The following is a 26,351-nucleotide window of genomic DNA, read 5'->3' as shown; positions in this document are numbered from 1 at the left end:
GTTCAGACTCCGGCGCTTCCGGAGAACAGTCAGACCACCGCGAGCGGCAGTGCCGTCGGGTGCACCGGAGACGGCAGATCCGACCGTCCGGTGAGGAAGGCGTCGACGCCGTGCGCGGCGGACCGCCCCTCCGCGATAGCCCACACCACGAGCGAGGCACCTCGGTGCGCGTCACCGCAGACGAACACGCCGGGCGCGCTCGTCTGCCAGTCGGTCCCGCACGAGAGCGAGCCCCGACGTGTCAGCGTCAGCCCGTAATCATCGAGCAGCTGTCCGTGTTCGACACCCTCGAAACCGATCGCGAACAGTGCCAGGTCACAGGGAAGTTCGATCTCCTCCCCGATCGGGGTGATGATCCGCCGACCGTCCTCGTCGCGCTGCACCTCCACCTCCGCCAGCACCATCGCGCGAACGTGGCCGTTGCCGTCACCCAAGAACCGTTGCACCGCAACCTGATGACGGACCACGCCACCCTCGGCGTGCGCGGGCGAGGTTCGCAGCACCAGTGGCCACGCAGGCCACGGCGATGTCGAATCGTCGCGCATGTCCGGCAGCGGTTGGTTGTAGTCGAGCTGAGTCACCGACGCCGCACCTTGTCGATGCGCCGTTCCGAGGCAATCGGCCCCGGTGTCACCGCCACCGATGATGACGACGTGCTTGTCCTTAGCTGTGATGGACGTCGGACCGTCGCCCTCACACTCCTTGTTCGAGGGCACCAGGTGCTCCATCGCCAAGTGAATACCGTCGAGTTCGCGTCCCTCGACCTCGGTGTTGTCCCGCGCCCGCAGAGCCCCTACCGCCAAGATGACCGCGTCGTATGTCTGCTGCAGCTGCTCGACGGTGAAATCGACGCCCACCTCACAGTCGGTGACGAAATGGGTTCCCTCGGCCCGCATCTGCATCAACCGCTGATCCAGCACGGACTTTTCGAGCTTGAACTGAGGAATCCCGTACCGGAGCAGACCACCGAGCCGATCGTCGCGCTCGTAGACGGTCACATCGTGGCCCGCGCGGGTAAGCTGTTGCGCGGCAGCCAGGCCGGCCGGCCCGGAACCGACGACGGCCACGCGCTTGCCCGTGTTGATCGTCGGCGCCTGCGGCACGACCGAGCCCGAATCCCACGCCAGATCGGCGATGGTCTGCTCGATGCGCTTGATCGTCACGCTGCCACCGGTCTCACTCTCGGAAATCGAGAGCACGCACGCAGACTCGCACGGCGCAGGACAGACCCGGCCGGTGAATTCGGGAAAGTTGTTGGTCGCGTGCAGGCGATCGCTGGCCGCATCCCACCGGCCACGCCGAACGAGATCGTTCCACTCGGGAATCAGATTGCCCAGCGGGCAACCTGCAGTTCCGGAGTGACAGAACGGGATTCCGCAGTCCATGCACCGACGCGCCTGAACCGATACATCCTCGGCACGCTCGGAAGCGGGCTGCTGGGAGTAGACCTCGTTCCAGTCCTTGACACGCTCGGCGACCGGCCGCTTCGCGGCCTCCTGCCGTGCAACTTCGAGAAAACCTCGCGGATCAGCCACGTGCTGCCTCCATGATCGCAGAATCGACGTCGCGCCCTTCGGCGCGCGCCATCGATGTCGCCTCCAGCACCCGCTGGTAATCGACGGGCATGATTTTGGTGAACGATGCCGACCGCCGCGGCCAGTCGGCGAGCAGCGACGCAGCCACTGCCGAACCCGTCCAGGCAAGGTGATCGCCGACGGTGTCCTTGAGCCACGCTAGGTCGTCGGGATTCGGCTTCTGCAGCGACACCATGGCCATGTTGACCTGGCTCTCGTCCAAACCGAGGACGTAGGCGATGCCGCCCGACATCCCTGCCGCCATGTTTCGCCCGGTGGGCCCGAGCACCACCACACGGCCACCCGTCATGTACTCGAACGCATGGTCACCGACGCCTTCGTTGACCGCTGTCGCGCCCGAGTTGCGCACCGCGAAGCGCTCTCCCACACGTCCACGAAGGAACACCTCTCCTGCGGTCGCACCATAGAGGATGGTGTTGCCGGCGATGACGTTGTCCTCGGCGACGAACGTCGCATCGGGAGACGGCCGCACGATCAGTCGACCGCCGGAAAGACCCTTGCCCACATAGTCGTTGGCGTCGCCGACAAGATCGATGGTGATGCCCGGAGGTAGGAAAGCTCCGAGCGACTGCCCCGCGGAACCGGTGAGTTCGATGCGGACCGTGTCATCCGGCAATCCCGCTCCCCCGTACCGGCGAGTCACCTCGGAGCCCAACAACGTTCCGACGGTGCGGTTGACGTTGCGCACCGGCAGTTCGAGCTTGACCGGGTGCGCGTCTTCGAGCGCGCCCTCGGCGAGCTGAATCAGCGTCCGGTCCAGCGCCAGGTCGAGTCCATGGTCCTGTCCGCGTAGACGACGACGCTGAGTCATCGGCGCGCCGTGTGGATCCTTGGGCATCGCGAAGATCGGAGACAGGTCCAGTCCCTTGCTCTTCCAGTGCGCGACCCCTTCGGCGGTCTCGAGGGCATCCGCGTGGCCGACCGCCTCGTCGATACTGCGAAAGCCCAGCTGAGCCAGATAGCGACGCACATCCTCGGCCACGAATCGGAAGAAGTCCTCCACGAACTCGGGCTTGCCGGTGAATCGTTTTCGCAGTTCGGGATTCTGGGTAGCCACCCCCACCGGGCAGGTGTCGAGGTGGCAGACGCGCATCATGATGCAGCCGGACACGATGAGCGGTGCTGTGGAGAAGCCGAACTCCTCGGCGCCGAGGAGGGCAGCGATGATGACGTCGCGGCCCGTTCGCAGCCCGCCGTCGCACTGGACGGTGATCCTGTCGCGCAAACCGTTGAGCACCAGGGTCTGCTGCGCATCGGCGAGACCGATCTCCCATGGCGCGCCGGCATGTTTGAGCGAGGTCAGTGGCGCTGCGCCGGTGCCACCGTCGTAACCGGAGATGAGTACCACGTCGGCGTGAGCCTTGCTGACGCCGGTGGCGACGGTTCCGACACCGACCGAGCTGACGAGCTTGACGTGAACCCGGGCCTTGTCGTTGGCGTTCTTCAGATCGTGAATGAGCTGCGCGAGGTCCTCGATCGAATAGATGTCGTGATGCGGTGGCGGCGAGATCAAGCCGACTCCGGGCGTGGAATGGCGTGTCTTCGCAACCCAGGGGTAGACCTTGAAGCCCGGCAATTGGCCGCCCTCACCGGGTTTGGCTCCCTGCGCCATCTTGATCTGAATATCGGTCGCATTGACGAGGTAGTCGCTGGTGACACCGAAACGACCGCTCGCGACCTGCTTGACCGCGCTTCGACGCTCGTCGTCGTACAGCCGATCCGTGTCCTCACCGCCCTCGCCCGAATTCGAGCGTCCACCGAGCCTGTTCATCGCCACAGCCATGGTCTCGTGGGCTTCGGCCGAGATCGAACCGTAGCTCATCGCACCCGTGTTGAACCGGGTGACGATCGCCTCCGCCGATTCGACCTCGTCCAGCGGCACGGGCTCACGCACACCGTCCTTGAATCCGAACAGTCCACGCAGCGCTCCGCCTTCGCGGGTGAGTCGATCGACCTCGCTGCTGTACTTCTGGAACACGTCGTAGCGGCCGGTCCGCGTCGCGTGCTGCAAGAGGAACACCGTTTCCGGTGTGAACAGATGCAGCTCGCCCTCACGGCGGAACTGGTATTCGCCCCCGATGTCGAGTCGACGATGCACGCGATCGGTCGGGTTCTCCGGGTAGGCACGACGGTGCCGAACCTTGACCTCTTCGGCCAGCACGTCCAGCCCGACACCGCCGAGCGTGCTCACCGTGCCCTTGAAGTACTCCCGTACGACTTCCTTGTCGAGACCGATGGCTTCGAACACCTGCGCTCCGGTGTACGAACCCACCGTCGAGATGCCCATCTTCGACATCACCTTCAGCACGCCTTTGCCCAACCCATACAGGTAATTGCGCACCGCAACAGTCGATTCGACGCCGGTGAGCTCTCCCTCTGCCACGAGGTCCTCGATCGATTCCATGGCGAGATAGGGGTTGACTGCCGCAGCGCCGTAGCCGATGAGAAGCGCGAGATGGTGAACCTCGCGAGCGTCGCCCGATTCCACCACCAGCGCCACCTTGGTGCGTTCCTTGGTGCGCACCAGATGGTGGTGTACCGCGGCGGTCGCCAACAGCGACGGAATCGGTGCGTAGGTGTGGTCGGAGTCTCGGTCGGAGATGACAAGGGTGCGATAGCCCGAGGCGATCGCGTCGCTGGCACTGCGCCGCAGTTCCTCGATGGCCTCGGCCAGACCCTCACCGCCGCGCTCGACCTCGTAGAGGCCGCGCAGCACTGTCGCCGACAGTCCTGGGTGCTCGCCGTCCTCGTCGATGTGGATGATCTTGTTGAGCTCGTCGTTGTCGAGCACCGGCCGCGACAGCACGATCTGGCGGCACGAAGCGGCGGTGGGCTCGAGCAGGTTCTGCTCCGGGCCCATCACGCGAGCAAGTGAGGTGACGACTTCCTCGCGAATAGAATCGAGCGGCGGATTGGTCACCTGCGCGAACAGCTCGACGAAGTAGTCGTAGAGCTGACGCGAGCGCTGCGAGAGCACAGCCGTGGGTGTGTCGCTTCCCATCGAACCGAGCGGTTCGCCGCCCGATGCGGCCATCGGGGTCAGTACGACACGCAGATCTTCCTCGGTGTATCCGAACGCAACCTGCCGGCGGACCACCGAATCGTGGTTGTACTGAACGTGTGCACGCTCGGGCAGGCTCGCGACATCGAGCAGACCCGCATGCAGCCACTCCTGGTACGGGTGTTCGAGCGCGAGTTGCATCTTGATTTCTTCGTCGGGAACCATCCGGCCCGCCGCGGTGTCGATGAGGAACATCTTGCCCGGCTCCAACCGCCCCTTGGCGACGATCTCGGCCTGTGGGACGTCGAGCACGCCCGCTTCGCTGGCGAGAATGACTCGACCGTCGACGGTCTTCCACCAACGCCCCGGCCGAAGCCCGTTGCGGTCGAGGACCGCACCAACATAGGCGCCGTCGGTGAACGTCACACACGCAGGACCGTCCCACGCCTCCATGATCGAGGCATGGAACTGGTAGAACGCCTGCACCTGCGGATCCATGCTTCGGTGGTTCTCCCAGGGCTCGGGCACCATCATCATCACCACGTGCGGCACGCTGCGGCCACCGAGATGCAGAAGCTCGAGAACCTCGTCGAGCGAGACCGAGTCGGAGCCCTCGGGATTGCAGATCGGGAACAGACGCCGCAGATCACCCGGGATGAGGTCGCTGGCCAGCATCGCCTCCCGTGCTCGCATCCGATTTCGATTGCCCTTGACGGTGTTGATCTCGCCGTTGTGGGCGAGGTAGCGGTGCGGATGCGCAAGCGGCCAGGATGGAAAGGTATTGGTCGAGAAGCGGCTGTGCACGATTGCGATCGCGCTACTGCACAACGGGTTTCGTAGGTCCGGAAAGTACAGGGGCAGCTGCATCGTGGTGAGCATGCCCTTGTAGACGATGGTGCGAGCAGACAGCGACGGGAAGAACAGGCCCGTTCCGGCAGCCTCGATCTCGGGCGTCACCCGTTCGGCGCGCTTGCGTAGACCGAACACCAGACGATCCAGTTCGAGACCGCCGGGGCGCTGTCCATCGCGTTCGGGAGCAGCGACGAAGAGATACGACATGTGCGGCATGCAACCGAGCGCGGTGACACCCACATCGGCGGCGTCCGGGTCGACGTCCACAGTGCGCCAGCCGAGTAGCTCCAGACCCTCCTCGACGGCGATGGACTCGACTCGCTCGACGGCGGCAGACCTCTCACGGACTCCCTGCGGAAGGAAACAGATGCCCGCAGCGTAAGTATTCTCACCGTCGTCGGTTGGGCTCGGCAGCGCGAAATCGACCAGTGAGGCCAGCAACTCGACGGGCAACTGGATGAGAATCCCGGCGCCGTCTCCGCTGTTCGGCTCGGCTCCTGCTGCGCCTCGGTGTTCCAGATTCTCCAGCGCGAGCACTCCGTCGGCGACGATCCCGTGCGACCGGCGCCCCGCGATGTCGGCGATCATGGCGACGCCACAGGAGTCCTTTTCCTGGGCAGGGTCGTACAGGCCTTGCTTCGCAGGCAGTTGTGAGAACAGCAAGTCAGCCACCTCCCTCTTGGCCAGGAAGGCGCTCACGGATCGTCCGGCACCAGTTCGGGGCCACCACGCGTCCTCGGCGACTCCGCTGACGTTCACCTGCGAAAATCGACGGTCGCAAGTGAACTTTCGAAACGAACGGGTCTTACCGGGACAGCTCTGGCCCGCGAAGGAATCCGGCCGACGTGGCCGAATATTTGCAGCGTACCGCAGCGTCCGATGCAGCAGTAAATCAACAGCCTCGTTGCGGGCGATCAGTCACGCAGGGGACGACCATGCTCGTCGCGAATGTTCCCGGTGAGCATCATGATTCCGTCGATGATCGGCCAGATACCGCCGATGCCACACGTGAGCCAGGTAACCGCGATTTGAGCGACCGCGATTCCGGGCTGATTGAGGTAGAAGCGTCCTGCACCGAAGGGACCCAGCAGAATCCCGAGAAGTCCGCCGGTCAATTTGGACTTGTCGGAGTAGGGTTCGCCGGTCATGGGGTGACGGCCGTAGGGCGCTGCCGGATCCACTGCGTATGGCCCACCCGGGTAGCCGCCGGGCACCGGATACCCGGGTGGTGGGCCATAGCCCTGCTGACCGCTGTAACCCTGCTGACCGCCATAGCCCTGCTGGCCGCTGTAACCCTGCTGGCCGCTGTAACCCTGTTGACCGCTGTAGCCAGCTCCCGGAGGCGGGTATCCCTGCTGCTGCTCGCTCTGCGAGTAATTCGGATCCGGCGGCCCGTACACCGGGCCCTGGGCCGAACCGGTCCACCCTCCCCCGTAGCCGCCGGGGGTGTCGTCACGGTTGCTGTCATCGCGGCCGGGCTTGTCGAAGCTGATCGACGATGCCTGCTGCGGTCCCGTCTGATCGGTGTCGTCCGCGCCCTGCCCCTTGTCGGAGATCGGCGCCGTCTCGGATGCGCTGGGCGGCGGATAGCTCGGAGTTTCGCCCCATCCGGGACCGTTACCTACTCCGGAGTGCACGTCCCAACCCGGGCCGGATCCGGAACCGGAACCTGTAGCGCCGGTGACGGGTCCGACGTCGGAGGTCGCGGGTGGCGCCGACAACGACGCCTCTGCGGTCGCGTCGTAGTCGAATGCGGAACCGAACTCGGGCCGCGTTTGTGGGTCGGATTCCGACGGGTTGGCGGAACCAGAGCTGTCCTCGAACCGCGACGTATCGTCGGATCCTGACTTGTCACCTGACTCGGTCATGTGTGCTCCTCGTTGCGTTTCGACTTTTCATCCGGGTCGGCTGCTCCCGGAGTGCCGTTGACTACGTTGCTCCCGACGGCCTCGGTGTCCACGGAATCGGTGTCCACGGCCTCGGTGTCCACGGAACCGGTGTCCACGGAATCGCCTTCTACCGAATCGGTGTCCACACTGTCTTCGGTTTCGCGGACGTCGTCGTTCGACCGCAGAGTTTCCGGGTCCTCTCGTCCCTTCTTCGCCAGCACGATGTACACGACAGCGAGGACGAACACGATGCCCGCAGTGAAGGTGTTGATGCGGATGCCGGCGATCTCGGTCGCGTAGTCGTCGCGGAGCAGCTCGACCCAGAATCGGCCGGCGCAGTAGCCCGCCACGTACAGCGCGAACAACCGGCCGTGCCCGATGGCGTAGCGGCGGTCCACGATCACCAGCAGCACAACGACAGCGAGGCTCCACAGCATCTCGTACAGGAACGTCGGGTGCACGACTTTGTCCACGAAACCGGTCGATACCCCGGCCAGGGAGTCGACTCGACCGGAGTCGTCGACGCGCTGGTAGATCTCGAGACCCCACGGCCTGGTGGTCTCGCGGCCGTACAGTTCCTGGTTGAAGTAATTGCCGAGGCGACCGATGGCTTGCGCAAGCAAGATCGGCGGCGCTACGGCATCACCGAAGGCCGGTAGCGGGATTCCTCGTCGGCGACATGCAATCCAGGCTCCGACGCCACCGAGCGCGACCGCACCCCAGATCCCGAGACCGCCGTTCCAGATCGCCAGAGCTTGCACCGGATCACCGCCCGGACCGAAGTAGGTGCTCCAGTCTGTTGCGACATGGTAAAGACGGCCACCGAGCAGACCGAACGGCACTGCCCACACCGCGACGTCGAGAACTGTGCCCTTTGTTCCCCCACGGGCGACCCATCGTCGATCACCCCAGACGACGGCGACGACGATACCGGCGATGATGAACAGTGCGTAGGCCCGCAATGCGATCGGCCCTATGTACCAGACGCCCTGTGGCGGGCTTGGAATGTACGCGAGAATTGCCGTCGAAGGCGACATGCCGGTGATCACGAAGCCAGGCTAGCCGAACGAACACCCTCGGCGAGTTCGCTCGTGAGTTCGGCGACCGCGCCCAGACCGTTGTCCACGGCGGTGACCAGCGCGGATCCGACAATGACCGCGTCGGCGTACTGCGCTATCTCGGCTGCCTGTGCACCGGACCGGACACCGAGACCGACACCGACCGGAATGTCCGAGTGACGGCGTATCCGCTCGGTCAATTCCGGTGCCGCGGAGGACACCGCGTCACGCGCACCGGTGACACCCATGGTCGATGCGGCGTAGACGAAGCCGCGGCTCGCCGCGACAGTGCTCGCGATTCGCTCCTCCGTCGAGGACGGGGCGAGGAGAAAGATGCGGTCGAGATCGTGAGCATCCGACGCCTCGATCCACGCGCCGGCCTCGTCCGGAATGAGGTCGGGCGTGATGATCCCCAGCCCACCTGCTGCAGCCAGATCGCGCGCGAACGCATCGACCCCGTAGTGCATCACCAGATTCCAGTACGTCATCACGACGGCCTTGCCACCTGCGGCCGACACCTTCTCGACGACGGTGAACACATCGCGCACCCGCGCCCCTGCACGTAAGGCTGTGTCGGCTGCGGCTTGGATCGTCGGGCCGTCCATCACGGGGTCCGAGTAGGGAATTCCGACCTCGACGATGTCGCATCCGTTCGCGACCATCGTCTCGAACACCTCGATGGACTTGGGGACGGTCGGGAACCCCGCAGGGAGATATCCGACCAGTGCAGCGCGGTTTTCGGCACGGCACTTGTCGAATGTATCCGCGAGCCTGGAACGCCGTTCGGTCATGCTGGCTCACCCTTTTCGTCGTCGACCTTGGCTTCGCCGCGGGCGTCCACCAGCCCGAACCACTCGGCGGCGGTGTCCACGTCTTTGTCACCACGTCCGGAGAGGTTCACGAGGATGATCGCGTCCGGACCCATCTCCTGTCCCAGCTTCAATGCTCCGGCCACGGCGTGGGCGGATTCGATCGCAGGAATGATTCCCTCGGTCCGGCTCAGCAGCCGGAATGCCTCCATTGCCTCGGTATCGGTGATACCCCGGTATTCGGCCCGACCGATGTCGTGCAGGTGAGAGTGCTCGGGACCGACCCCTGGATAGTCGAGACCGGCAGAGATGGAGTGACTTTCCACGGTTTGCCCGTCCTCGTCCTGCAACAGGTAGGAATACGTTCCGTGCAGCGTGCCGGGCGAGCCCCCACTGATGGTGGCCGCGTGCCGACCGGTTTCGACGCCGTCGCCGGCAGCTTCGAATCCCACGAGGCGTACGGACGGATCGTCGATGAATGCGTGGAAGATTCCGATCGCATTCGATCCGCCGCCGACGCACGCCGCGATCGCGTCAGGTAGACGACCGGTCGAGGCCAAGACCTGCGCTCGCGCCTCCAGGCCGATGATGCGCTGAAAGTCGCGGACCATTGCCGGGAAGGGATGCGGACCTGCCACTGTGCCGAAGCAGTAGTAGGTGTCGTCGGCGTGTGCAACCCAGTCGCGGAGCGCTTCGTTGATTGCGTCCTTCAAGGTGCGCGAGCCGGATTTGACCGCGACGACGGACGATCCGAGCAGTCTCATGCGGGCGACATTGAGCGCCTGACGCTCGGTGTCGACCTCGCCCATGTAAACGACACATTCGAGTCCGAGCAATGCGCACGCAGTTGCGGTGGCAACACCGTGTTGACCGGCACCTGTTTCGGCGATGACCCGCGTTTTACCCATTCGCTTCGCGAGCAGCACCTGCCCGAGAACATTGTTGATCTTGTGCGAACCCGTGTGATTGAGATCTTCCCGCTTGAGCAGGATGCGGGCTCCACCCGCGTGCTCCGACAGACGCGTAGCTTCGAACACCGGCGACGGCCGACCGGTGTAGTCGCGCTGCAACCGGTCGAGCTCGGCGAGAAACTCGCTGTCGCTTCGAACCTTGTCGTACTCGGCGGTGACCTCTTCGATGACGCCCATCAGCGCCTCCGGTACGAAACGTCCGCCGTAGACTCCGAAATGGCCGCCGACGTCGGGATCGTGCGGGCTACGGTCGGTCAGCCCCAGGCTCGCCCGAGGAAGATCGCCGCCTTTGGAAAGAGGTGTCGATAGGTCGCTGCTCACCCATCCAGTCTGCCCCAACAGCCCCCAGCATCGGCGTTCGGGGCAGCAACCGGCGACCCCGGCTGGGGAACTATGTCAGCGAGCAGGTTTGGGGCAGGACGGATGGGTGCCCGCCGTCACCAAGTCCGATACCGCCGTACGCGGATCACCACTGGTGACCAGGCCTTCACCGACGAGAACAGCGTCGGCTCCGGCGCCCGCATACGCAAGCAGGTCCGCTGTACCGCGCACACCCGACTCGGCGACTCGGATGACCTCACTGGGCAACCCGGGAGCGATTCGGCCGAAACTGTCACGGTCGATTTCGAGAGTCTTGAGATTGCGCGCGTTGATACCGATGACGCTGGCGCCCGCTTCGAGCGCGCGATCGGCTTCGGCCTCGGTGTGTACTTCCACCAGCGCGGTCATGCCGAGCGACTCGGTTCGGTCCAGCAGCGACGCGAGCGCATCCTGCTCCAGCGCCGCCACGATCAGCAGGATGACGTCGGCACCGTGCGCACGAGCTTCGTGGATCTGGTACGGCCCGACAATGAAGTCCTTGCGCAATACAGGTATGTTCACCGCTTTGCGAACAGCGTCGAGGTCAGCGAGCGAACCGTGAAAACGCCGCTCCTCGGTGAGAACGCTGATGATTCGCGCCCCACCCTGCTCGTAGGCCTGAGCCAACTTTGCCGGGTCGCCGATATCGGCAAGCGCACCCTTCGACGGGCTCGCGCGTTTGACTTCGGCGATCACGCCGATGCCGTCTTCGTGCAGCGCCGCCGTCGCATTGAGCGGGGCGGGCGCCTTGGCGGCCGCGGCCTTGACGGCCGTGAAATCGATCACCGATTCGCGTGCAGCAACGTCGGCGCGCACACCGTCCAGAATCGAATCGAGAACAGTCATGGTGACCCGAGTCCTTTCCATCGGTGACCTGATGTGAGGAAACTCATCGAGGCCATCCCTAGCGTAGTGGGCGCTTTCAGTCTTCCGAACTCCGGGGGCCGGACCGATCGGTGGGGTCTTCGCCCGCATCCAGGGCATCCCACAACATCCGCTCGGTCAAGTCTTCCCCCTCTCCATTTTCGGCCGCACGCTCCGACGCGGTCTTCGCGCGCTTGGCAACCTCATCCCGTCGCGAGGCCGGGGCGTCGTACTTGGAAGACAGTACCTTCCGTGTGGTCGGTTTCCGAGCCAACGTCACCGCCGCACCGAACGCGCACACCGCACCGACCACAGCGAGGATCGCCGGCGTCGCAGAGACACTGGTGGAAACCACTTCCGCCCGGCCGGGGAGCTCGGCGAGAGTGGCTGCCTTGCCCGCTGATACCTCGCCGAAGAGCGCATCGACGGCGGGAATCGCGGCGGCAACGGCAACCAGGCCGACCAGCGCCGCGAGAATGCGCGACGCCCATCCCCGAACTGCGAACGACGCCGCGACTGCAGCCACCAGAGCCAACGCCAGCGGAGTGGTCGCCGCAGCCCACGTACCACCGTCGAGATCCGTCGATCGCGCCTCCCCCAAGCCGTCGAAGGACACGACCCGGATCCACGTCATCCGCGAACTACCCCACAGGCACGCCGCCGCCACAAGCAACAGGGCAACCGGAATCGCGGCAACCCTCGACCGACGTGGCGGTTGCGCCTCCTCCGTCACCGCCTGTCCCTCTGCTGTCACAGACTGTCCACGGCGCGTAGCGATTCCGCTGCCGCGACCGCTCCCAGGACGGCCATCGCCTTGTTCCGCGCCTCGGCGTCCTCGTATTCGGCGACCGAATCGGCGACGACGCCGGCGCCCGCCTGAACGTAGGCGGTTCCGTCCTTCATCAACGCCGTCCGGATGGCGATCGCGGTGTCGGCGTCGCCCGAGAAGTCGAGATACCCGACGATGCCGCCGTAGATTCCACGCCGCGTGGGTTCGAGCTCGTCGATCAGTTCCATAGCCCGCACCTTCGGAGCGCCCGACAGCGTGCCCGCCGGGAAGCACGCTTTGACCGCATCCAGCGCCTGTTTGCCGTCGGCGAGACGACCGGACACCGTGGACACCAGATGCATCACGTGGCTGTAGCGTTCGATGTGCCGATAGTCCCCGACACGGACGGTTCCGGGAGCGCAGACGCGGCCGAGATCGTTGCGGCCGAGATCGACCAGCATCAGGTGCTCGGCGTTCTCTTTCTCGTCGGCCAGCAGATCCTTCTCGAGCAGTACGTCCTCTTCCTCGGACGTTCCCCGCCAACGTGTTCCCGCGATCGGGTGTGTCGTCGCTACGCCGTCGACCACCGTCACCAACGCCTCGGGGCTCGAGCCCACGATCGAGAACGCGGTCTCACCGTCGTCACCCGGAACGTGCATCAGGTACATGTACGGACTCGGATTCGATGCCCGCAGCATCCGATACACATCCAACGGGGTTGCCTCGGTGTCCATCTCGAAACGCTGTGACAGCACCACCTGGAACGCCTCACCGGCCTCGATCTCTCCGACGAGGCGTTCGACATCTCGGCCGAATCCCTCGGACGTGCGCTGTCGTCGATACTCCGGCTTGGGCCGTGCCATGGTCGAGACGGTGGAGTGGGCAGGAGCTGCCAGATCGGCGCACATCCGGTCGAGCCGGCGGACAGCGTCGTCGTAGGCCTCGTCGACCCGGTCGTCGGTGCCGTCCCAGTTGACCGCATTGGCGATGAGCGTGATCGCTCCCTCGTGGTGATCGACGGCGGCGAGATCGGTGGCGAGGAGCATGACCATCTCGGGGACGTGCAGGTCGTCCTGGGCGTGCTCGGGGAGCTTCTCGATTCTTCGGACCGCGTCGTAGCCGAGGTAACCGACCATGCCACCGGTCAGCGGTGGCAGCCCGGGGAGCCGCTCGGAATGCAGCAACTCGAGCGTCCGGCCAAGTACCTCGAGGGGATCGCCACCCGACGGGACACCTGCGGGGACGTTTCCGCGCCACACCGCCTCACCGTCCGAGGTGGTCAACGCCGCAGGGGTTCCAGCGCCGATGAACGACCACCGAGACCATGACCGTCCGTTCTCCGCCGACTCGAGCAAGAACGTGCCGGGCCGATCACCGCCCAGCTTCCGGTACGCGGACAACGGTGTCTCCGAGTCCGCGAGGACCTTGCGGATGACCGGAACGACTCGGTGCTCTGCGGCCAACGAGGTGAACGTTTCGCGACTGGTCGTCGACTCGGCGCCGACGTCGATCGGTACACCCGGACTGGTGGTGGTCTCGCCATGCATGCGCCCATCCTCCCAGGTGCTGTGCGCACTCGAGTGCGCGCGGTAGCCTCACGAGAATGAAACCAGGTGACCGCGTCGAGAACTTCACGCTGCCCGACCAGAACGGCAATCCCCGTTCGTTGGACAGCCTCCTGCAGGACGGGCCGCTGGTGCTGTTCTTCTACCCGGGCGCGCTGACCCCGGGATGCACCGTCGAAGCCTGCCACTTCCGTGACCTCGCGTCGGAATTCGCCGAAGCCGGCGCATCTCGCGCAGGCATCAGCACCGACACCGTCGACAAGCAAGCAGAGTTCGCCGATGTGAAAGCCTTCGACTACCCATTGCTCTCCGACGAGAGTGGCGCTGTGGCAACGCAGTTCGGCGTCAAGCGTGGACTGCTGGGCAAGCTGTCGCCGGTGAAGCGGGCGACGTTCGTCATCGACGTGGATCGGACGGTATTGGAAGTGTTCACCAGCGAGTTCCGTTTCGAAGCGCATGCGGATCACGCGCTCGAATTTCTCCGCAACCGCTCCACGGCCTAATCCCCGTGGACGAATCGACGGAAAGCTCCGAACCACTCTGGTTGACCGACAGCCAGCAGGCCGCGTGGCGCTCGGTCGTTGCCATCGTCACGCGCCTGCCTGCAGCGCTCGACACGCAGCTGCAACGGGACTCGGGACTGACACACTTCGAGTACTTCGTGCTCTCGGGACTGTCGGAGAATCCGGATCGGCGGATTCAGCTCAGGGACCTGGCGACGTACGCCAACGCCTCGCTGTCTCGGCTGTCGCACGTGGTCACCAAACTCGAGAAGGCCGGGTGGGTTCGCCGGGAATCCATCGCCGGTGGCCGCGGGTCATTCGCCGTTCTCACCGACGCCGGGATGGACAAGGTCATCGACGCAGCGCCCGGGCACGTGGCCACTGTCCAGGCACTGCTCTTCGAAGGGCTGAACGAGGATCAGGTGACACACCTGAGCGAGCTCAGCTCGGTCATGCTGACGCAACTCGACCGGGGCATCGCGGACGGCACCGGCAGAGCCTGACACCGAACGTCAGCTCAGCAGCACGTCCGCATCGAAGCACGTGTGGCGACCTGTATGACAGGCCGCGCCCTCCTGGTCGACGACGAGGAGGACGGTATCGCCGTCGCAATCCAACCGGACCTCGTGCACGTACTGCGTGTGGCCCGACGTCTCGCCCTTCACCCAATACGCCTGACGCGACCGCGAATAGTACGTTCCCTTGCGGGTCTCGAGGGTGCGCGCGAGCGCTTCGTCGTCCATCCACGCCACCATCAGCACGTCGCCGGAGCTGCGCTCCTGGGCGACCGCGCTGAACAGGCCCGCCTCGTTGCGTTTGAGGCGTGCGGCGATCGTCGGGTCGAGACTCATAAGACCGTTCTACTCCTAGAAATTCAGCGGACGACGATGCCGTCGGCGCGCATCGCATCCTTCACATCGGCGATGGTGAAATCTCCGAAGTGGAAGACACTGGCAGCGAGCACGGCGTCGGCGCCCGCGCCCACGGCCGGCGCGAAATGCTCGACTGCTCCCGCTCCCCCGCTGGCGATCACTGGAACGTGCACCGCGGCACGCACCGCAGCGATCATGGGCAGGTCGAAGCCGGCTTTGGTCCCGTCCGCATCCATGGAGTTCAGCAGGATCTCACCGACACCGAGTTCAGCTCCGCGGCGCGCCCACTCGATCGCGTCGATGCCCGTTCCGCGCCTACCTCCGTGCGTGGTGACCTCCCACCCTGATGGCGTGTCCTGCTGACCATCGGGAACGGTTCTGGCGTCGACCGACAACACGATGCACTGCGAGCCGAAGCGCTCGGACAGCTCACGCAGCAACTCGGGCCGGGCGATGGCGGCCGTGTTGACGCTGACCTTGTCGGCACCCGCGCGAAGCAACGTATCGACATCGGCAACAGTCCGGATGCCGCCGCCGACGGTGAGTGGGATGAAGACCTGCTCGGCTGTCCTGCTCACCACATCGAGCATCGTGCCGCGGTCGGAAGTCGAGGCGGTGACGTCGAGGAACGTCAGCTCGTCGGCGCCCTGCGCGTCATAGGCCGCGGCCAGCTCCACCGGGTCACCGGCGTCGCGCAGATTCTCGAAGTTCACGCCCTTGACCACACGCCCGGCATCGACGTCGAGACACGGGATCACACGTACAGCCACCGTCATCGGACACGTCCTTCCAGAAAATCGGCGGGATCGCCGAGTTCGGCGATCACCGCAAGGAGTTCTTCGTGCGCGCCGGGTGAACCCGCAAGAACCGACCCGGAGTCGATGGTCCACGGATTACCGAACAGATCGGTGACGACTCCGCCCGCAGCTTGCACGGCGAGTGCACCCGCGGCGTTGTCCCAGGCTCGGTGGCCGAACACAACACATCCGCCGAGAACACCGTTGGCGGTGTAGGCGAGGTCGACACCGGTGGCGCCGTGCATGCGCAGGCGGGAGGAGACGCGCGAGAGCTCTTCGAGGATGCGCACCCGAAAGAGCCCCGGAATCCGTCCTCGGCTTGCGATGTTGAACGCTCCGAAACCGATCATCGAGTCGGACAGAGGCCGCTCTGTCAGTTTCGGCAGGGCCTCACCGTTGAGTCGCACGGGCCCACCGCGTGCTGCAGTGAATCGCTGTCCCACCAGTGGAAGCCACGTCAAACCCAGCACCGGCACCCCGTCGTCGAGCAGTGCCAGCAGTGTCCCCGCCGAGGGCAACCCGGCCGAGTAGTTGAACGTCCCGTCGATGGGATCGAGCACCCACACCGGGCCCTCGTGCAAATCCGGCCCGCCGAACTCCTCGCCGTGCACGGCGATACCGGTCTCGTCGAACAACTCTGCAGTGAGCCGCTTCTCGAGTTCCAAGTCAACCGCTGTCGCGAAATCGTCGGGCCCCTTCTGCACGGCACTGGGGGCGCCGACTCCGGTGACGAAACGGCCGTGGATACCGTCGAGCAAACGACCGGCGATCTCCAGCAACCGTTGTGGATCCTCGGGCAGGCTCATCTTCGGCGTGCTACCCGGACACTGCCGCGAGCGCGTCGGGCAGCGTGAACCGTCCCGCGTACAGCGCCTTGCCCACGATCGACCCTTCCACTCCCACATCCACCAGTCCGGCGATCGCCCGCAGATCGTCGATGGTCGACACACCGCCGGACGCGATGACCGGCCGGTCCGTCTTTTCGCACACCTGGGCAAGCAGTTCGAGGTTCGGACCGGTCAGCGTCCCGTCCTTGGTCACGTCGGTGACGACGTACCGCGAGCAGCCATCGCGCTCGAGACGCTCGAGCACCTCCCACAGATCGCCGCCGTCGCTGACCCAACCGCGTCCCCGTAGGCGGGGTTGCCCGTCGACGATGAGCACGTCCAGACCGACGGCCACCCGATCGCCGAACTCGCCGATGGCCTGCGAGCACCACTGCGGATTCTCCAGCGCAGCGGTGCCGAGGTTCACCCTGGCGCAGCCGGTTGCCAACGCCGCGCGGAGTGACTCGTCGTCGCGGATACCGCCGGACAGTTCGACTTTCACATCGAGCTCACCGACCACCTCGGCAAGAAGTTCGCGGTTGGATCCACGACCGAACGCGGCGTCGAGATCGACCAGGTGCACCCATTCGGCACCGTCGTTCTGCCAAGTCAGTGCAGCATCACGGGGAGATCCGTATTTGGTTTCACTCCCCGCCTCTCCCTGAACGAGACGTACAGCTTCGCCGCCTGCGACATCGACAGCAGGCAATAGGACCAGGCTCACGTGCGCTTATGCTACTGCCACCGACGAATGCGGAAACCGCCAGGGTGTTTCGGCGCCCGCGGGCGCCGAACTCATGTGTCGTCCGACTCTGTCTCGCCCAGACGGCGCGTCATTCGAGTCGACACCACACCCATCGCGGTGATCGCGCTGGCGATCCCGACCGCCACGATGAGAAGCCCCCATCCCGGCGGGGGCGCCAGCACTGCGACGATCACGGTCGTCAGCAGCAGCACCGTCGTCGCAGATCCCAGTGCGAAGACCGCCAGACGGCCGAACGAGAACTCGCGATCGGTCACCGCGTTGCGGTCACAGCGCGGCGGTCACAGCGTTGCGGTCACAGGGAGTCGACCCAGTTCTTCAACAGAGCAGCTCCGGCGTCACCGGACTTCTCCGGGTGGAACTGGGTGGCCGAGAGCGGGCCGTTCTCGACGGCGGCAAGGAAGTCACCACCGTGATCGGCCCACGTCAGCAGCGGAGGTGGGAGCACGTCGGACGGCTCCATCTCCCACCTCTGGGTTGCGTAGGTATGCACGAAGTAGAAACGCGTGTCGGCATCCAACCCGTCGAAGAGCACGCTCTCCTTCGGCGCGCGCACCGTGTTCCACCCCATGTGCGGCAACACGTCCGCCTGCAGTCGCTCGACGGTGCCCGGCCACTCGCCGCAGCCGGCAGCCTCCACACCGAACTCGACGCCGCGTTCGAACATGATCTGCATTCCGACGCAGATGCCGAGCACAGGACGCCCCCCGGCGAGGCGTTGGCCGATGATGCGATCGCCTTTGACTCCCAGCAGACCCTCCATGCAGGCGGCAAACGCACCGACGCCCGGCACAACGAGACCGTCCGCAGCCAGTGCAACCTTGGCATCGGAGGTGAGTGTCACGTCGGCGCCGACGCGATCGAGCGCTCGTTTCGCCGAGTGCAGATTGCCCGAGCCGTAATCGAGCAACGCCACAGATTTCATGACCGGAGTCTATCGGGCCGGGTACGGGCCGCGATCGCCACCGCCACCGCCATCATCACCGCGAGCGCAGACGCCATGACGAACCCCGCCGAGTAACCGACCGTGCCGACCACGAGGCCCAGTGCCATCGCACCTGCCCCGGTTCCGGCGTCGAAGCCGATGTTCCAGGACGCGCTGGCCTGACTGTAGCGCCGCGGTCCCGCCGCTCGGAAAGCCATGACCAAGCTGTCGTTCTGCGTCGCTCCGTAGCCGAGCCCGAAGACCGCAGCTGCACCGAAGAACACGTAGCCGGGATTGGATCCAGCAACCGCGAACGCGAACAGCGCAACACCCCCGGAGACGAGAATCAGGGCTGGGGCGAGCGCCCTGCCCACTCCGACGCGGTCCGCGATCGCACCTGCCCCGTATCGGCCCACCAGCATCGCGCCGCTGATCACAGCCAACGCGATGCCGATCATCGTCTCTCGTCCGATTTCGGCGATGGGCAGCAGGCTCGACAGCCCACCGAACGAGGCCGACGCGGCAGCGATCGCAAGACATGGAATCAGCAGCTGCTTTGCCGCCGAGTTCTCACCGGACGCACGTGCCGGGGGTGCGGTCGGGTGAATCGGGGGCAGGAAGGCGATGGCGATCAGACCGAGCATCGGCACGATCGCACCGAGCACGAACACCGAAGCCGGCGATACGGCGAACAATGCGAGACCCAGCGGCAGGGTGACCGTCTGGGACAACGCGATGGAAATGCCCTGCGCTCCAGTGGCCCGACCGAGTTGTCCGGTTGGTGCCAGCTCTGCCACCAAAGCCGAACCGGCGACGGTCAGCATGCCGAAACCGATTCCGCGAACCGCCGATACCGTCAGCGCAGGCACGACCGCCACCGACAGCACGAACAACGCGGCCGGGAGCCCCAGAAACGCGCAGCCGAGGGCTAACACCTTGCGATGTCCGAGCCGCACCAGCAATCGCGGCACCCACAACTGCGTCAGAACTGTCGTCGCCATGAAGATCGCAGTGCTCGCGCCCGCGACCGCGTCCGAACCCCCGCCGACCGAGATCGCAAGGGGCACCACAGGCAGAAGCAGCCCCCACCCACCGAAGGCGGCAGCGCCCATCATCATTGCTGCCGGCAGTCCCCTGATGGACAGCAGCGGGGTCAAGCCTGGCTCACAGGCTTCCCTTGGTCGACGGAACTCCGGTGACGCGGGGGTCGAATTCGACTGCCTGCCGCAGCGCGCGGGCCACGGCCTTGAACTCCGCCTCGGTGATGTGATGCTGATCGCGGCCGTACAGAACACGCACGTGCAACGCGATCCGCGCGTTCATCGCCAACGATTCGAAGACATGTCGGTTGATGACGGTGGCATACGGGACACCCGGGTATCCGCCGATGATGGAATGCACCATGTAGTCGGGTTCTCCGGTGTGCACGCAGTATGGCCGACCCGACACGTCCACCGATGCGTGCACCTGCGTCTCGTCCATCGGAATGAACGCATCACCGAAGCGCGTGATGCCGGACTTGTCGCCAAGCGCCTGACCGAGCGCCTGGCCGAGAACGATCGCGGTGTCCTCGACGGTGTGGTGGGCGTCGATCTCGATGTCGCCCTTCGCGTGCACGGTCAGGTCGAACCGAGCGTGTGTTCCGAGCGCGGTGAGCATGTGGTCGTAGAACGGCACCCCGGTGGAGATGTCGACGACGCCGGTGCCGTCCAGATTCAACTCGACGGTGATGTCCGATTCCTTGGTCGCACGTTCGATCCGCGCGATCCTCGGTGTGTTCGCTGTTGTCATGAGATTGTCTCCGCTGCACTGGTGGTGTCGAGTTCGCTTCGCACGAGGAGCGCGCTGACGTCGAGGAACCTGTCGTTCTCGGAGTCGAGGCCGATGGTCGTTCGCAGGTAGCCGTCGATACCGACGTCGCGGATCAGCACCCCCTCGTCGAGGTAGCGCTTCCACGTGGCCGGCGCGTCCACGAACCTGCCGAAGAGGACGAAGTTGGCGTCGCTGGGAACGACGTCGAATCCGAGTTCGGTCAGGCGCGCCGACACTCGATCGCGCTCCGCGGACAGGTGGGCCACGCTACCGAGCGTGTCGGATGCGTGGCGCAGCGCCGCGAGGGCAGCGGCCTGGGTGACGACGGACAGGTGGTACGGCAGACGCACCAGGAACATCGCGTCGACGACCGCGGGCGCGGCGACGAGATAGCCGAGCCGTCCACCGGCGAAAGCGAAGGCCTTGCTCATCGTCCTGCTGACCACGAGCTTGTTCGGGTACTCCCCGATCAGTCCGATCGCGCTGGGTAGCGCAGAGAACTCGGCGTACGCCTCGTCCAGCACGACGATCCCCGGTGCTACGTCGAGGATGCGTCGCAGGTCGCCCGTCGCGATGCTGTGTCCGGTCGGGTTGTTGGGGCTGGTGACGAACACGACGTCGGGGTTGCGTTCGGAGATGGCAGCGACAGCAACGTCGACATCCAGGGAGAAGTCGGCCCGACGGTTCGCCTCGATCCAGTCGGTCTGCGTGCCGGAGGCGATGATGGGGTGCATCGAGTACGAGGGCACGAAGCCCAGCGATGTCCGCCCCGGTCCACCGAACGCCTGCATCAGCTGCTGCAGAATTTCGTTGGATCCATTGGCCGCCCAGACGTTCGACACATCGACGTCGAATCCGGTTTGGCCGGTCAGGTACTTCGCCAACGCAGTGCGCAGTTCGACGGCGTCGCGGTCGGGATACCGGTGCAGCTGTGTCGCCGCCTGGCGTACCGACTCGGCGACATCGTCGACGAGGGCCTGCGTGGGGGGATGCGGGTTCTCGTTGGTGTTCAGCTGAACCGGCACCGTGAGCTGCGGAGCGCCGTAGGCAGTCTTGCCCCGCAGGCTCTCGCGCAGTGGGAGATCGGCGAGCGTGGTGTCACCCCCGACAACACTGACGGCGCTCATGAGGACAGCCTCTCGAAACGCAACCGGACAGCTTCGCCGTGGGCGGGGAGATCCTCGGCATCGGCGAGCGCGATGACGTGCGGAGCGACGTCCTTCAACGCTGCCTCCGAGTAGTCCACGACGTGGATGCCGCGCAGGAAGGTCTGCACGCTCAGCCCGGACGAGTGCCGCGCGCACCCCGCGGTCGGCAGCACATGGTTGGAACCGGCGCAGTAGTCGCCCAGACTGACCGGAGAGTAGGCCCCCACGAAGATCGCGCCCGCACTGCGCACACGTGCCGCCACCTCGGACGCGTTCTCGGTTTGGATTTCCAGGTGCTCGGCCGCGTAGGCGTCCACCACCGCCAGACCCTGATCGACGTCGTCGACGAGGACTGTGCCGGACTGCGCCCCCGACAAGGCCGTGCGCACACGCTCGGCGTGTTTGGTGAACTCCAGCTGAGCCTCGAGGGCGCGGTCGACCGCATCGGCGAGTTCCTCGCTGGTGGTGACCAGCACACTTGCGGCCATGACATCGTGCTCGGCCTGGCTGATCATGTCGGCGGCGACGTGAATCGGATCGGCCGTGGAATCGGCGAGAATCGCGATCTCGGTGGGTCCGGCCTCGGAGTCGATGCCGATGAGCGAACGGCACAGTCGTTTGGCCGCGGTGACGTAGATGTTCCCCGGTCCGGTGATGAGATCGACCGGCTCGAGCTCGGTTCCATCGGTGTCGGTGCCGCCGTAGGTCAGCAGGGCGATCCCCTGGCCCCCGCCGACCGCCCATACTTCCTCGACACCGAGCAATTGCGCTGCGGCCAGAATGGTGGGGTGCGGCAGTCCCCCGAAAGCTGCCTGCGGCGGCGATGCGACGACGAGCGAACCCACACGTGCCGTCTGTGCGGGCACCACGTTCATCACCACCGACGAGGGATAGACCGCATTTCCGCCGGGAACGTAAAGCCCGACTCGCTCGACGGGGACCCAGCGCTCGGTGACGGTCCCGCCGGGGACGACCTGCGTGGTGGAGTCGGTGCGACGCTGATCCGCGTGCACCTTTCTGGTTCGTTCGATCGCCACCTCGAGCGCCGTACGCACAGCGGGATCGAGATTGTCGAGCGCCTCGACGAGGGCGGCTGCGGGAACGCGGACACGATCGGGCCGTACGCCGTCGAACTGCTCGCAGAATTCGAGGGCAGCGTCCACTCCCCGATCGCGCACCGCGTCGACCACCGGACGTACCTGATGCAGCACCGCATCGACATCCACTCCACCTCGAGGGAGAGCGCCGCGTAGTTCGGCGGTGGATGGAGTTCGACCACGCAAATCAACGCGGGCGAGCTCGATGCGGGCAGGCATAGTTTTCCCTTCGACAAAGCGGTGAGCTGAAATCTTCTCGACAACGGTGTTCTGCCGAACCTTCAGGATAGTGGCCCGAGGCAGGGACTAGCGCCGCACGTCCCAGAGACGACGGATGAGGTTGCGTGCGCGGCGACTCAGGCGTACTTCAGGGCGAGCTGTTCGAGAGTGCTGCTGATTCCCTTCGCGTTCTGTTGCGGCACTTTGAAGAGCTCGAGCGCCTTCGGCGACTTCGCGGTGTCGTAGCGGAAGGCTTCGGTGACTGTTGTCACACCTGGCTGCGTCTCCTCGAACTCCCAGCGCCAGCTGTGTCCCAGTGGATGCTGCCACTCGATGACTTTCGAGCCGTCGTCGTCGCGGAAATCGGTGACCGTGCTCGTGATGCGGTATGGGACGCCGTACTGCTTCATGCCCACCGAGAACTTCGCGCCCTGTTCAAGTCGCTCGGGGCCCTTGACCGTGTCCTTGACCGTCCCGGAGCCATCGAGTTCGCCATGTCGGCGCGGATCGGAGACGATGGCGAACAGTGCATCCGCGCTTGCGTTGACGTCGGTCTGGCGAGCAACCACTCGGCTGCCCATGTCTACTTTGCGTATTGAACCCATGCCTGCTTTGTACCCGATCGGGACAGATCCATTCAGCGAAAACCATTGGGCATACAGCAACCCCTCGTTGTTCAATGAATCCATGAACTGGCATGTTTGGCTGGCATTTCTCGGAGCGAGCGTCGTGATCAGCCTGTCCCCCGGCGCCGGCGCGATCGCGTCGATGTCGACCGGCCTGCGCTACGGTCTGCGCCGCGGCTACTGGAACATCTTCGGGCTGCAGCTCGGCCTGTTGCTGCAGATCGCCATCGTTGCGGTCGGCCTGGGTGCGGTGCTCGCCAACTCTGCGCTGGCGTTCACCGCGATCAAGTGGTTCGGCGTCGCGTACCTGGCCTACCTCGGCATTCGGCAGTGGCGCGCGGCGCCCACCGATTTCGCCGACGGACTGCCCGTTGCCGATCGCGGAATCGCGATGCTGGGGCGGGGCTTTCTCATCAACGCCAGCAATCCCAAAGCCGTCGTCTTCATGCTTGCGGTGCTGCCGCAGTTCCTCACCCCGGCCGACGCACTTCTGCCCCAGTATCTGGCCATAGCTGCGACGATGGTGGCGGTGGACTTGCTGGTGATGACCGGCTACACATCGCTCGCGGCGCGGGTCCTCACACTGATGCGTTCACATCGTCAACAGGTGGCGACCAACAGAGCGTTCGCGGGTATGTTCTTCGTCGCCGCGACGTTCCTGGCCACGGTTCGACGGGCAAGCCCAGCCTGAACGAGAGGTTTCATCGTGAGGAAGAATCCGCGGGGCGGCGCATGAGCTCCCGGTGCCCGTGCTCGAGCGGCGAACAATTCGACGACTGCTGTCGGCGGATCTTGCACGGCGAGGTGAATCCCGCCACAGCCGAACAGCTGATGCGGTCCCGATTCAGTGCATTCGCAGTTGCCGACGAGGCGTACTTGCTGGCGTCCTGGCATCCCGACACCTCGCCGGAGGGGATCGACCTGGACCCCGAGCAGAGGTGGTATCGCCTCGACATCCACCGTGTGCAGGCCGGTGGCCTGGTGGATCGCACCGGTGGCGTCGAGTTCAGCGCGTACTACCGACACCCCGAGGGCAACGGAGTTCTCCGCGAGGCATCTCGCTTCGTTCGCGAGAACGGCCGCTGGCTGTACCTCGACGGGACGGTCGCCGGCAGCTCGTGAGGATTGGAGTCGGTACTACCGCAGCTTCTGCGGCCGGTTCGTCGCCGTTCGCCTGGCTTCGACCTTTGCCTTGACTCGCTCTGCTTCCTCACGCACCTGCTGTTGGGTGCGGCGCTCCTTGACCAACCACTCGGGCATGTCCGCCAGCAGAGCGTCGATCTGCTCCGTGGTGAGGGCCTCGGTGACGCCGCCGCGAGCGAGACCGGCGATGGACACTCCGAGCTTGCGGGCGATGGCGTCCTTGGGGAACGGCCCGCTGCGCTGCAGATCGGACAGCCATTGCGGCGGATCACTACGTAGGGCGTCCAGTTCGGCACGGGTGATCGGGGTGGACTGGAACTCCTCCGGTGCTGCAGGGAGGTAGATGCCGAGCTTGTTCGCCGCGGTCAGGGGTTTGAGGTGCTGTTGCTTCTTCTCCGGGCTCACCCCGACAGCCTATCCGGCTCCGACGCCGAAGTACGCCACGGCCATCTCCTCGCCTACTGTGAGCCATGTGAACTTCGACGTGCAGACCCTCCGCTGGTACGTCGCTGTCGCCGAGGAACTGCACTTCGCACGCGCTGCCAAGTCGCTGAACATCGCGCGCACCAAGCTCAGTGGCGCCATCATCGACATGGAGGCGCAGCTCGGCTACTCGCTGTTCGTTCCCGGAGCGTCGCCGACGCAACTGACCGAGCGCGGCGCCGAGTTGCTCTCCTCCGCGCGGATCCTCGTAGCGGAAGACGACGAACGTGCACGCATCCAGGCCGCAGAAGCGTCGACGCAGACCCACACTCTGACCGTCGGCTTCACCGAGGGCGTCACTCCCACGAAGTGGGCACGAATCTGGAACGAACGATTCCCGGACGTCGCTCTCGACCTCGTTCCGACCACGGTCGGGACCCAACTGAAGCTGATTCACGACGGATCCGTCGACATCGGCTTCGTGCGGTTGCCGATCGAACGCGACGGGCTCGACGTGGTCGGTCTCTACGAGGAGGTTCCGGTGGTGGTGGTCCCGAAGGAGCATCCGGTAGCTGCCTTCGATCGCATCGGTGTCGTCGATCTGGCCGACGAGCACCTGCTGCAGGCCCCGGAGATCGTGCCGGAGTGGGCATCGATCGCCACCGAGGTCGCCGACGGTTCGGCTGCGCCCCTGCCGCCGACCGGTTCGAACGAGGAGCTGATCGAGTACGTCGCTGCAGGTCTCGGCATCGCCATCGTCCCGCAGTCGATCGCGCGTCTGCATGCACGCAAGGATCTCCTCTACCGGCCGGTCGACGGTGTAGCTGGTTCGCCGATCGCCATCGCGTGGCCGACCGGGCGCGCCAGCGCACACGTCGAGGAGTTCTTCGGAATCGTCCGCGGTAGATCGGTGCGCAGTTCGCGTGGCACCTCCCCGACCGCGTCGAGCACACCGCCGACCAAGAAGCCGAAATCGGGCGCGCCCGCGAAGAAGACCACCGGCGCGAAAAAGACGACAGGCGGGGGAAAACAGGCCCGCACGACTACCCGCGGAAAACGCCCGAATCGCTGACGGAGGTCAGGTACCCAGGCCACGCAGCTTGTCGAGTTCGCGCCGCTCCCGCTTCGTCGGCCGCCCGGCTCCCCGATCGCGGCGCGGCACAGAGGCGAGGATCTCCTTCGGTGGGGGTGGTGGGCTCCGGTCGATCATGCACTCGGCTGCAACGCCGGCTCCGACGCGCTTGCCGACTATCCGCGTCACCACGACGATCTTCTCGAGTCCGCCGACGCGCATCCTGATCTCGTCGTCGGGTCCGATCCGCTGGCCGGCCTTTGCAGGTGTCCCGTTGACCCGAACGTGTCCCGCTCGGCAGGCCGCGGCAGCAGCGGAGCGGGTCTTGAACAATCGGACCGCCCAGATCCAGCTGTCGAGGCGGACACTCTGCATTTCGGACATCGACCGT

At 65.4% G+C, this 26,351-nt stretch carries 27 protein-coding genes; 5 read left to right on the top strand and 22 right to left on the bottom strand.

Annotated elements, in window-relative coordinates; translation table 11 throughout:
- Positions 1-29: 29 nt before the first annotated feature.
- The 9 genes from J1M86_RS22130 to J1M86_RS22090 all read right to left on the bottom strand — a co-directional run bounded on the left by J1M86_RS22130 (position 30) and on the right by J1M86_RS22090 (position 13,715).
- Complete coding sequence (locus J1M86_RS22130) at positions 30-1,535, bottom strand: glutamate synthase subunit beta (protein WP_075840597.1); 1,506 nt, start codon at positions 1,533-1,535, stop codon at positions 30-32.
- The gene (gene gltB / locus J1M86_RS22125; protein WP_206511512.1) at positions 1,528-6,111 is read right to left on the bottom strand and encodes a glutamate synthase large subunit; all 4,584 of its coding nucleotides are present in this window, start codon (positions 6,109-6,111) and stop codon (positions 1,528-1,530) included. Before gltB ends, J1M86_RS22130 begins: the two co-directional genes overlap by 8 nt.
- A 251-nt stretch (positions 6,112-6,362) precedes the next feature.
- Positions 6,363-7,316, bottom strand: coding sequence for a TM2 domain-containing protein (locus J1M86_RS22120; RefSeq protein WP_206511384.1), 954 nt, complete (start codon positions 7,314-7,316; stop codon positions 6,363-6,365).
- A complete protein-coding gene (gene lgt / locus J1M86_RS22115; protein WP_206511511.1) occupies positions 7,313-8,374 on the bottom strand; it encodes a prolipoprotein diacylglyceryl transferase in 1,062 nt (353 codons plus the stop codon). Before lgt ends, J1M86_RS22120 begins: the two co-directional genes overlap by 4 nt.
- Positions 8,375-8,382: 8 nt before the next feature.
- Positions 8,383-9,186, bottom strand: a complete 804-nt coding sequence (trpA, locus tag J1M86_RS22110; protein WP_206511383.1) for a tryptophan synthase subunit alpha — start codon at positions 9,184-9,186, stop codon at positions 8,383-8,385.
- Entirely contained in the window at positions 9,183-10,496 is a 1,314-nt protein-coding gene (trpB, locus tag J1M86_RS22105; RefSeq protein ID WP_075840596.1) for a tryptophan synthase subunit beta, read from the bottom strand. The genes trpA and trpB overlap by 4 nt, the downstream gene beginning before the upstream one ends.
- A 75-nt stretch (positions 10,497-10,571) precedes the next feature.
- Positions 10,572-11,381: an indole-3-glycerol phosphate synthase TrpC gene (trpC, locus tag J1M86_RS22100; protein ID WP_075840708.1), complete on the bottom strand. Its 810-nt coding sequence runs from the start codon at positions 11,379-11,381 to the stop codon at positions 10,572-10,574.
- A 76-nt stretch (positions 11,382-11,457) separates the two neighbouring features.
- Positions 11,458-12,132 carry a TIGR02234 family membrane protein gene (locus J1M86_RS22095; protein ID WP_206511510.1) on the bottom strand — a complete coding sequence of 225 codons (675 nt, stop codon included), beginning with the start codon at positions 12,130-12,132 and terminating at the stop codon, positions 11,458-11,460.
- A 17-nt stretch (positions 12,133-12,149) separates the two neighbouring features.
- Entirely contained in the window at positions 12,150-13,715 is a 1,566-nt protein-coding gene (locus J1M86_RS22090; protein ID WP_206511382.1) for an anthranilate synthase component I, read from the bottom strand.
- A 56-nt stretch (positions 13,716-13,771) separates the two neighbouring features.
- Here J1M86_RS22090 and J1M86_RS22085 point away from each other — a divergent pair, with 56 nt between their 5' ends.
- Together J1M86_RS22085 and J1M86_RS22080 are read left to right on the top strand one after the other, a co-directional pair.
- A complete protein-coding gene (locus J1M86_RS22085; RefSeq protein WP_075840594.1) occupies positions 13,772-14,236 on the top strand; it encodes a peroxiredoxin in 465 nt (154 codons plus the stop codon).
- A gap of 5 nt (positions 14,237-14,241) precedes the next feature.
- On the top strand, positions 14,242-14,739 hold the full coding sequence (locus J1M86_RS22080; protein WP_206511381.1) for a MarR family winged helix-turn-helix transcriptional regulator: 498 nt from the start codon (positions 14,242-14,244) through the stop codon (positions 14,737-14,739).
- 9 nt (positions 14,740-14,748) lie between these two features.
- Here J1M86_RS22080 and hisI read toward each other — a convergent pair whose 3' ends face one another.
- The 11 genes from hisI to J1M86_RS22025 all read right to left on the bottom strand — a co-directional run bounded on the left by hisI (position 14,749) and on the right by J1M86_RS22025 (position 23,301).
- Positions 14,749-15,087, bottom strand: a complete 339-nt coding sequence (hisI, locus tag J1M86_RS22075; protein WP_075840593.1) for a phosphoribosyl-AMP cyclohydrolase — start codon at positions 15,085-15,087, stop codon at positions 14,749-14,751.
- A gap of 23 nt (positions 15,088-15,110) precedes the next feature.
- Positions 15,111-15,884, bottom strand: a complete 774-nt coding sequence (gene hisF, locus J1M86_RS22070) for an imidazole glycerol phosphate synthase subunit HisF (RefSeq protein WP_206511380.1) — start codon at positions 15,882-15,884, stop codon at positions 15,111-15,113.
- The gene (locus tag J1M86_RS22065; RefSeq protein WP_206511379.1) at positions 15,881-16,711 is read right to left on the bottom strand and encodes an inositol monophosphatase; all 831 of its coding nucleotides are present in this window, start codon (positions 16,709-16,711) and stop codon (positions 15,881-15,883) included. Before J1M86_RS22065 ends, hisF begins: the two co-directional genes overlap by 4 nt.
- A 10-nt stretch (positions 16,712-16,721) precedes the next feature.
- The gene (priA, locus tag J1M86_RS22060) at positions 16,722-17,456 is read right to left on the bottom strand and encodes a bifunctional 1-(5-phosphoribosyl)-5-((5-phosphoribosylamino)methylideneamino)imidazole-4-carboxamide isomerase/phosphoribosylanthranilate isomerase PriA (protein WP_075840592.1); all 735 of its coding nucleotides are present in this window, start codon (positions 17,454-17,456) and stop codon (positions 16,722-16,724) included.
- Positions 17,457-17,527: 71 nt separating this feature from the next.
- Positions 17,528-17,752 carry a hypothetical protein gene (locus tag J1M86_RS22055; protein WP_075840590.1) on the bottom strand — a complete coding sequence of 75 codons (225 nt, stop codon included), beginning with the start codon at positions 17,750-17,752 and terminating at the stop codon, positions 17,528-17,530.
- Positions 17,753-17,790: 38 nt separating this feature from the next.
- A complete protein-coding gene (hisH, locus tag J1M86_RS22050; protein WP_075840589.1) occupies positions 17,791-18,420 on the bottom strand; it encodes an imidazole glycerol phosphate synthase subunit HisH in 630 nt (209 codons plus the stop codon).
- Positions 18,417-19,538 (bottom strand): MFS transporter, encoded by a 1,122-nt coding sequence (locus tag J1M86_RS22045; RefSeq protein ID WP_206511509.1) that lies wholly within the window; start codon positions 19,536-19,538, stop codon positions 18,417-18,419. The genes hisH and J1M86_RS22045 overlap by 4 nt, the downstream gene beginning before the upstream one ends.
- A 46-nt stretch (positions 19,539-19,584) precedes the next feature.
- A complete protein-coding gene (gene hisB / locus J1M86_RS22040; protein ID WP_206511378.1) occupies positions 19,585-20,211 on the bottom strand; it encodes an imidazoleglycerol-phosphate dehydratase HisB in 627 nt (208 codons plus the stop codon).
- Entirely contained in the window at positions 20,208-21,359 is a 1,152-nt protein-coding gene (locus tag J1M86_RS22035; protein ID WP_075840588.1) for a histidinol-phosphate transaminase, read from the bottom strand. The genes hisB and J1M86_RS22035 overlap by 4 nt, the downstream gene beginning before the upstream one ends.
- Entirely contained in the window at positions 21,356-22,696 is a 1,341-nt protein-coding gene (gene hisD, locus J1M86_RS22030) for a histidinol dehydrogenase (protein ID WP_075840586.1), read from the bottom strand. Before hisD ends, J1M86_RS22035 begins: the two co-directional genes overlap by 4 nt.
- Positions 22,697-22,833: 137 nt before the next feature.
- Complete coding sequence (locus J1M86_RS22025; protein ID WP_206511377.1) at positions 22,834-23,301, bottom strand: SRPBCC family protein; 468 nt, start codon at positions 23,299-23,301, stop codon at positions 22,834-22,836.
- A gap of 82 nt (positions 23,302-23,383) precedes the next feature.
- Between J1M86_RS22025 and J1M86_RS22020 the strand changes: the two genes are divergently transcribed.
- On the top strand, positions 23,384-24,013 hold the full coding sequence (locus tag J1M86_RS22020; RefSeq protein WP_206511376.1) for a LysE family transporter: 630 nt from the start codon (positions 23,384-23,386) through the stop codon (positions 24,011-24,013).
- A 41-nt stretch (positions 24,014-24,054) separates the two neighbouring features.
- Positions 24,055-24,444 (top strand): YchJ family protein, encoded by a 390-nt coding sequence (locus J1M86_RS22015; protein ID WP_206511375.1) that lies wholly within the window; start codon positions 24,055-24,057, stop codon positions 24,442-24,444.
- Between the two features lie 15 nt (positions 24,445-24,459).
- Here the strand turns inward: J1M86_RS22015 and J1M86_RS22010 are convergent, their stop codons facing one another.
- Positions 24,460-24,870 (bottom strand): DUF5997 family protein, encoded by a 411-nt coding sequence (locus tag J1M86_RS22010; protein WP_206511374.1) that lies wholly within the window; start codon positions 24,868-24,870, stop codon positions 24,460-24,462.
- Between the two features lie 67 nt (positions 24,871-24,937).
- On the opposite strand from J1M86_RS22010, the gene J1M86_RS22005 reads away from it, so the two are divergent.
- The gene (locus tag J1M86_RS22005; protein WP_206511373.1) at positions 24,938-25,960 is read left to right on the top strand and encodes a LysR family transcriptional regulator; all 1,023 of its coding nucleotides are present in this window, start codon (positions 24,938-24,940) and stop codon (positions 25,958-25,960) included.
- Positions 25,961-25,966: 6 nt separating this feature from the next.
- On the opposite strand, the gene J1M86_RS22000 is transcribed toward J1M86_RS22005, so the two are convergent.
- Positions 25,967-26,344, bottom strand: coding sequence for an RNA-binding S4 domain-containing protein (locus J1M86_RS22000; RefSeq protein WP_075840582.1), 378 nt, complete (start codon positions 26,342-26,344; stop codon positions 25,967-25,969).
- Between the last annotated feature and the right edge of the window lie 7 nt (positions 26,345-26,351).

This window comes from Rhodococcus sp. KRD197 (genome assembly GCF_017168235.1).
Classification (GTDB): domain Bacteria; phylum Actinomycetota; class Actinomycetes; order Mycobacteriales; family Mycobacteriaceae; genus Rhodococcoides.
Note: the sequence above shows the minus strand (reverse complement) of the source record. Positions and strands in the feature narration are given on the sequence as shown.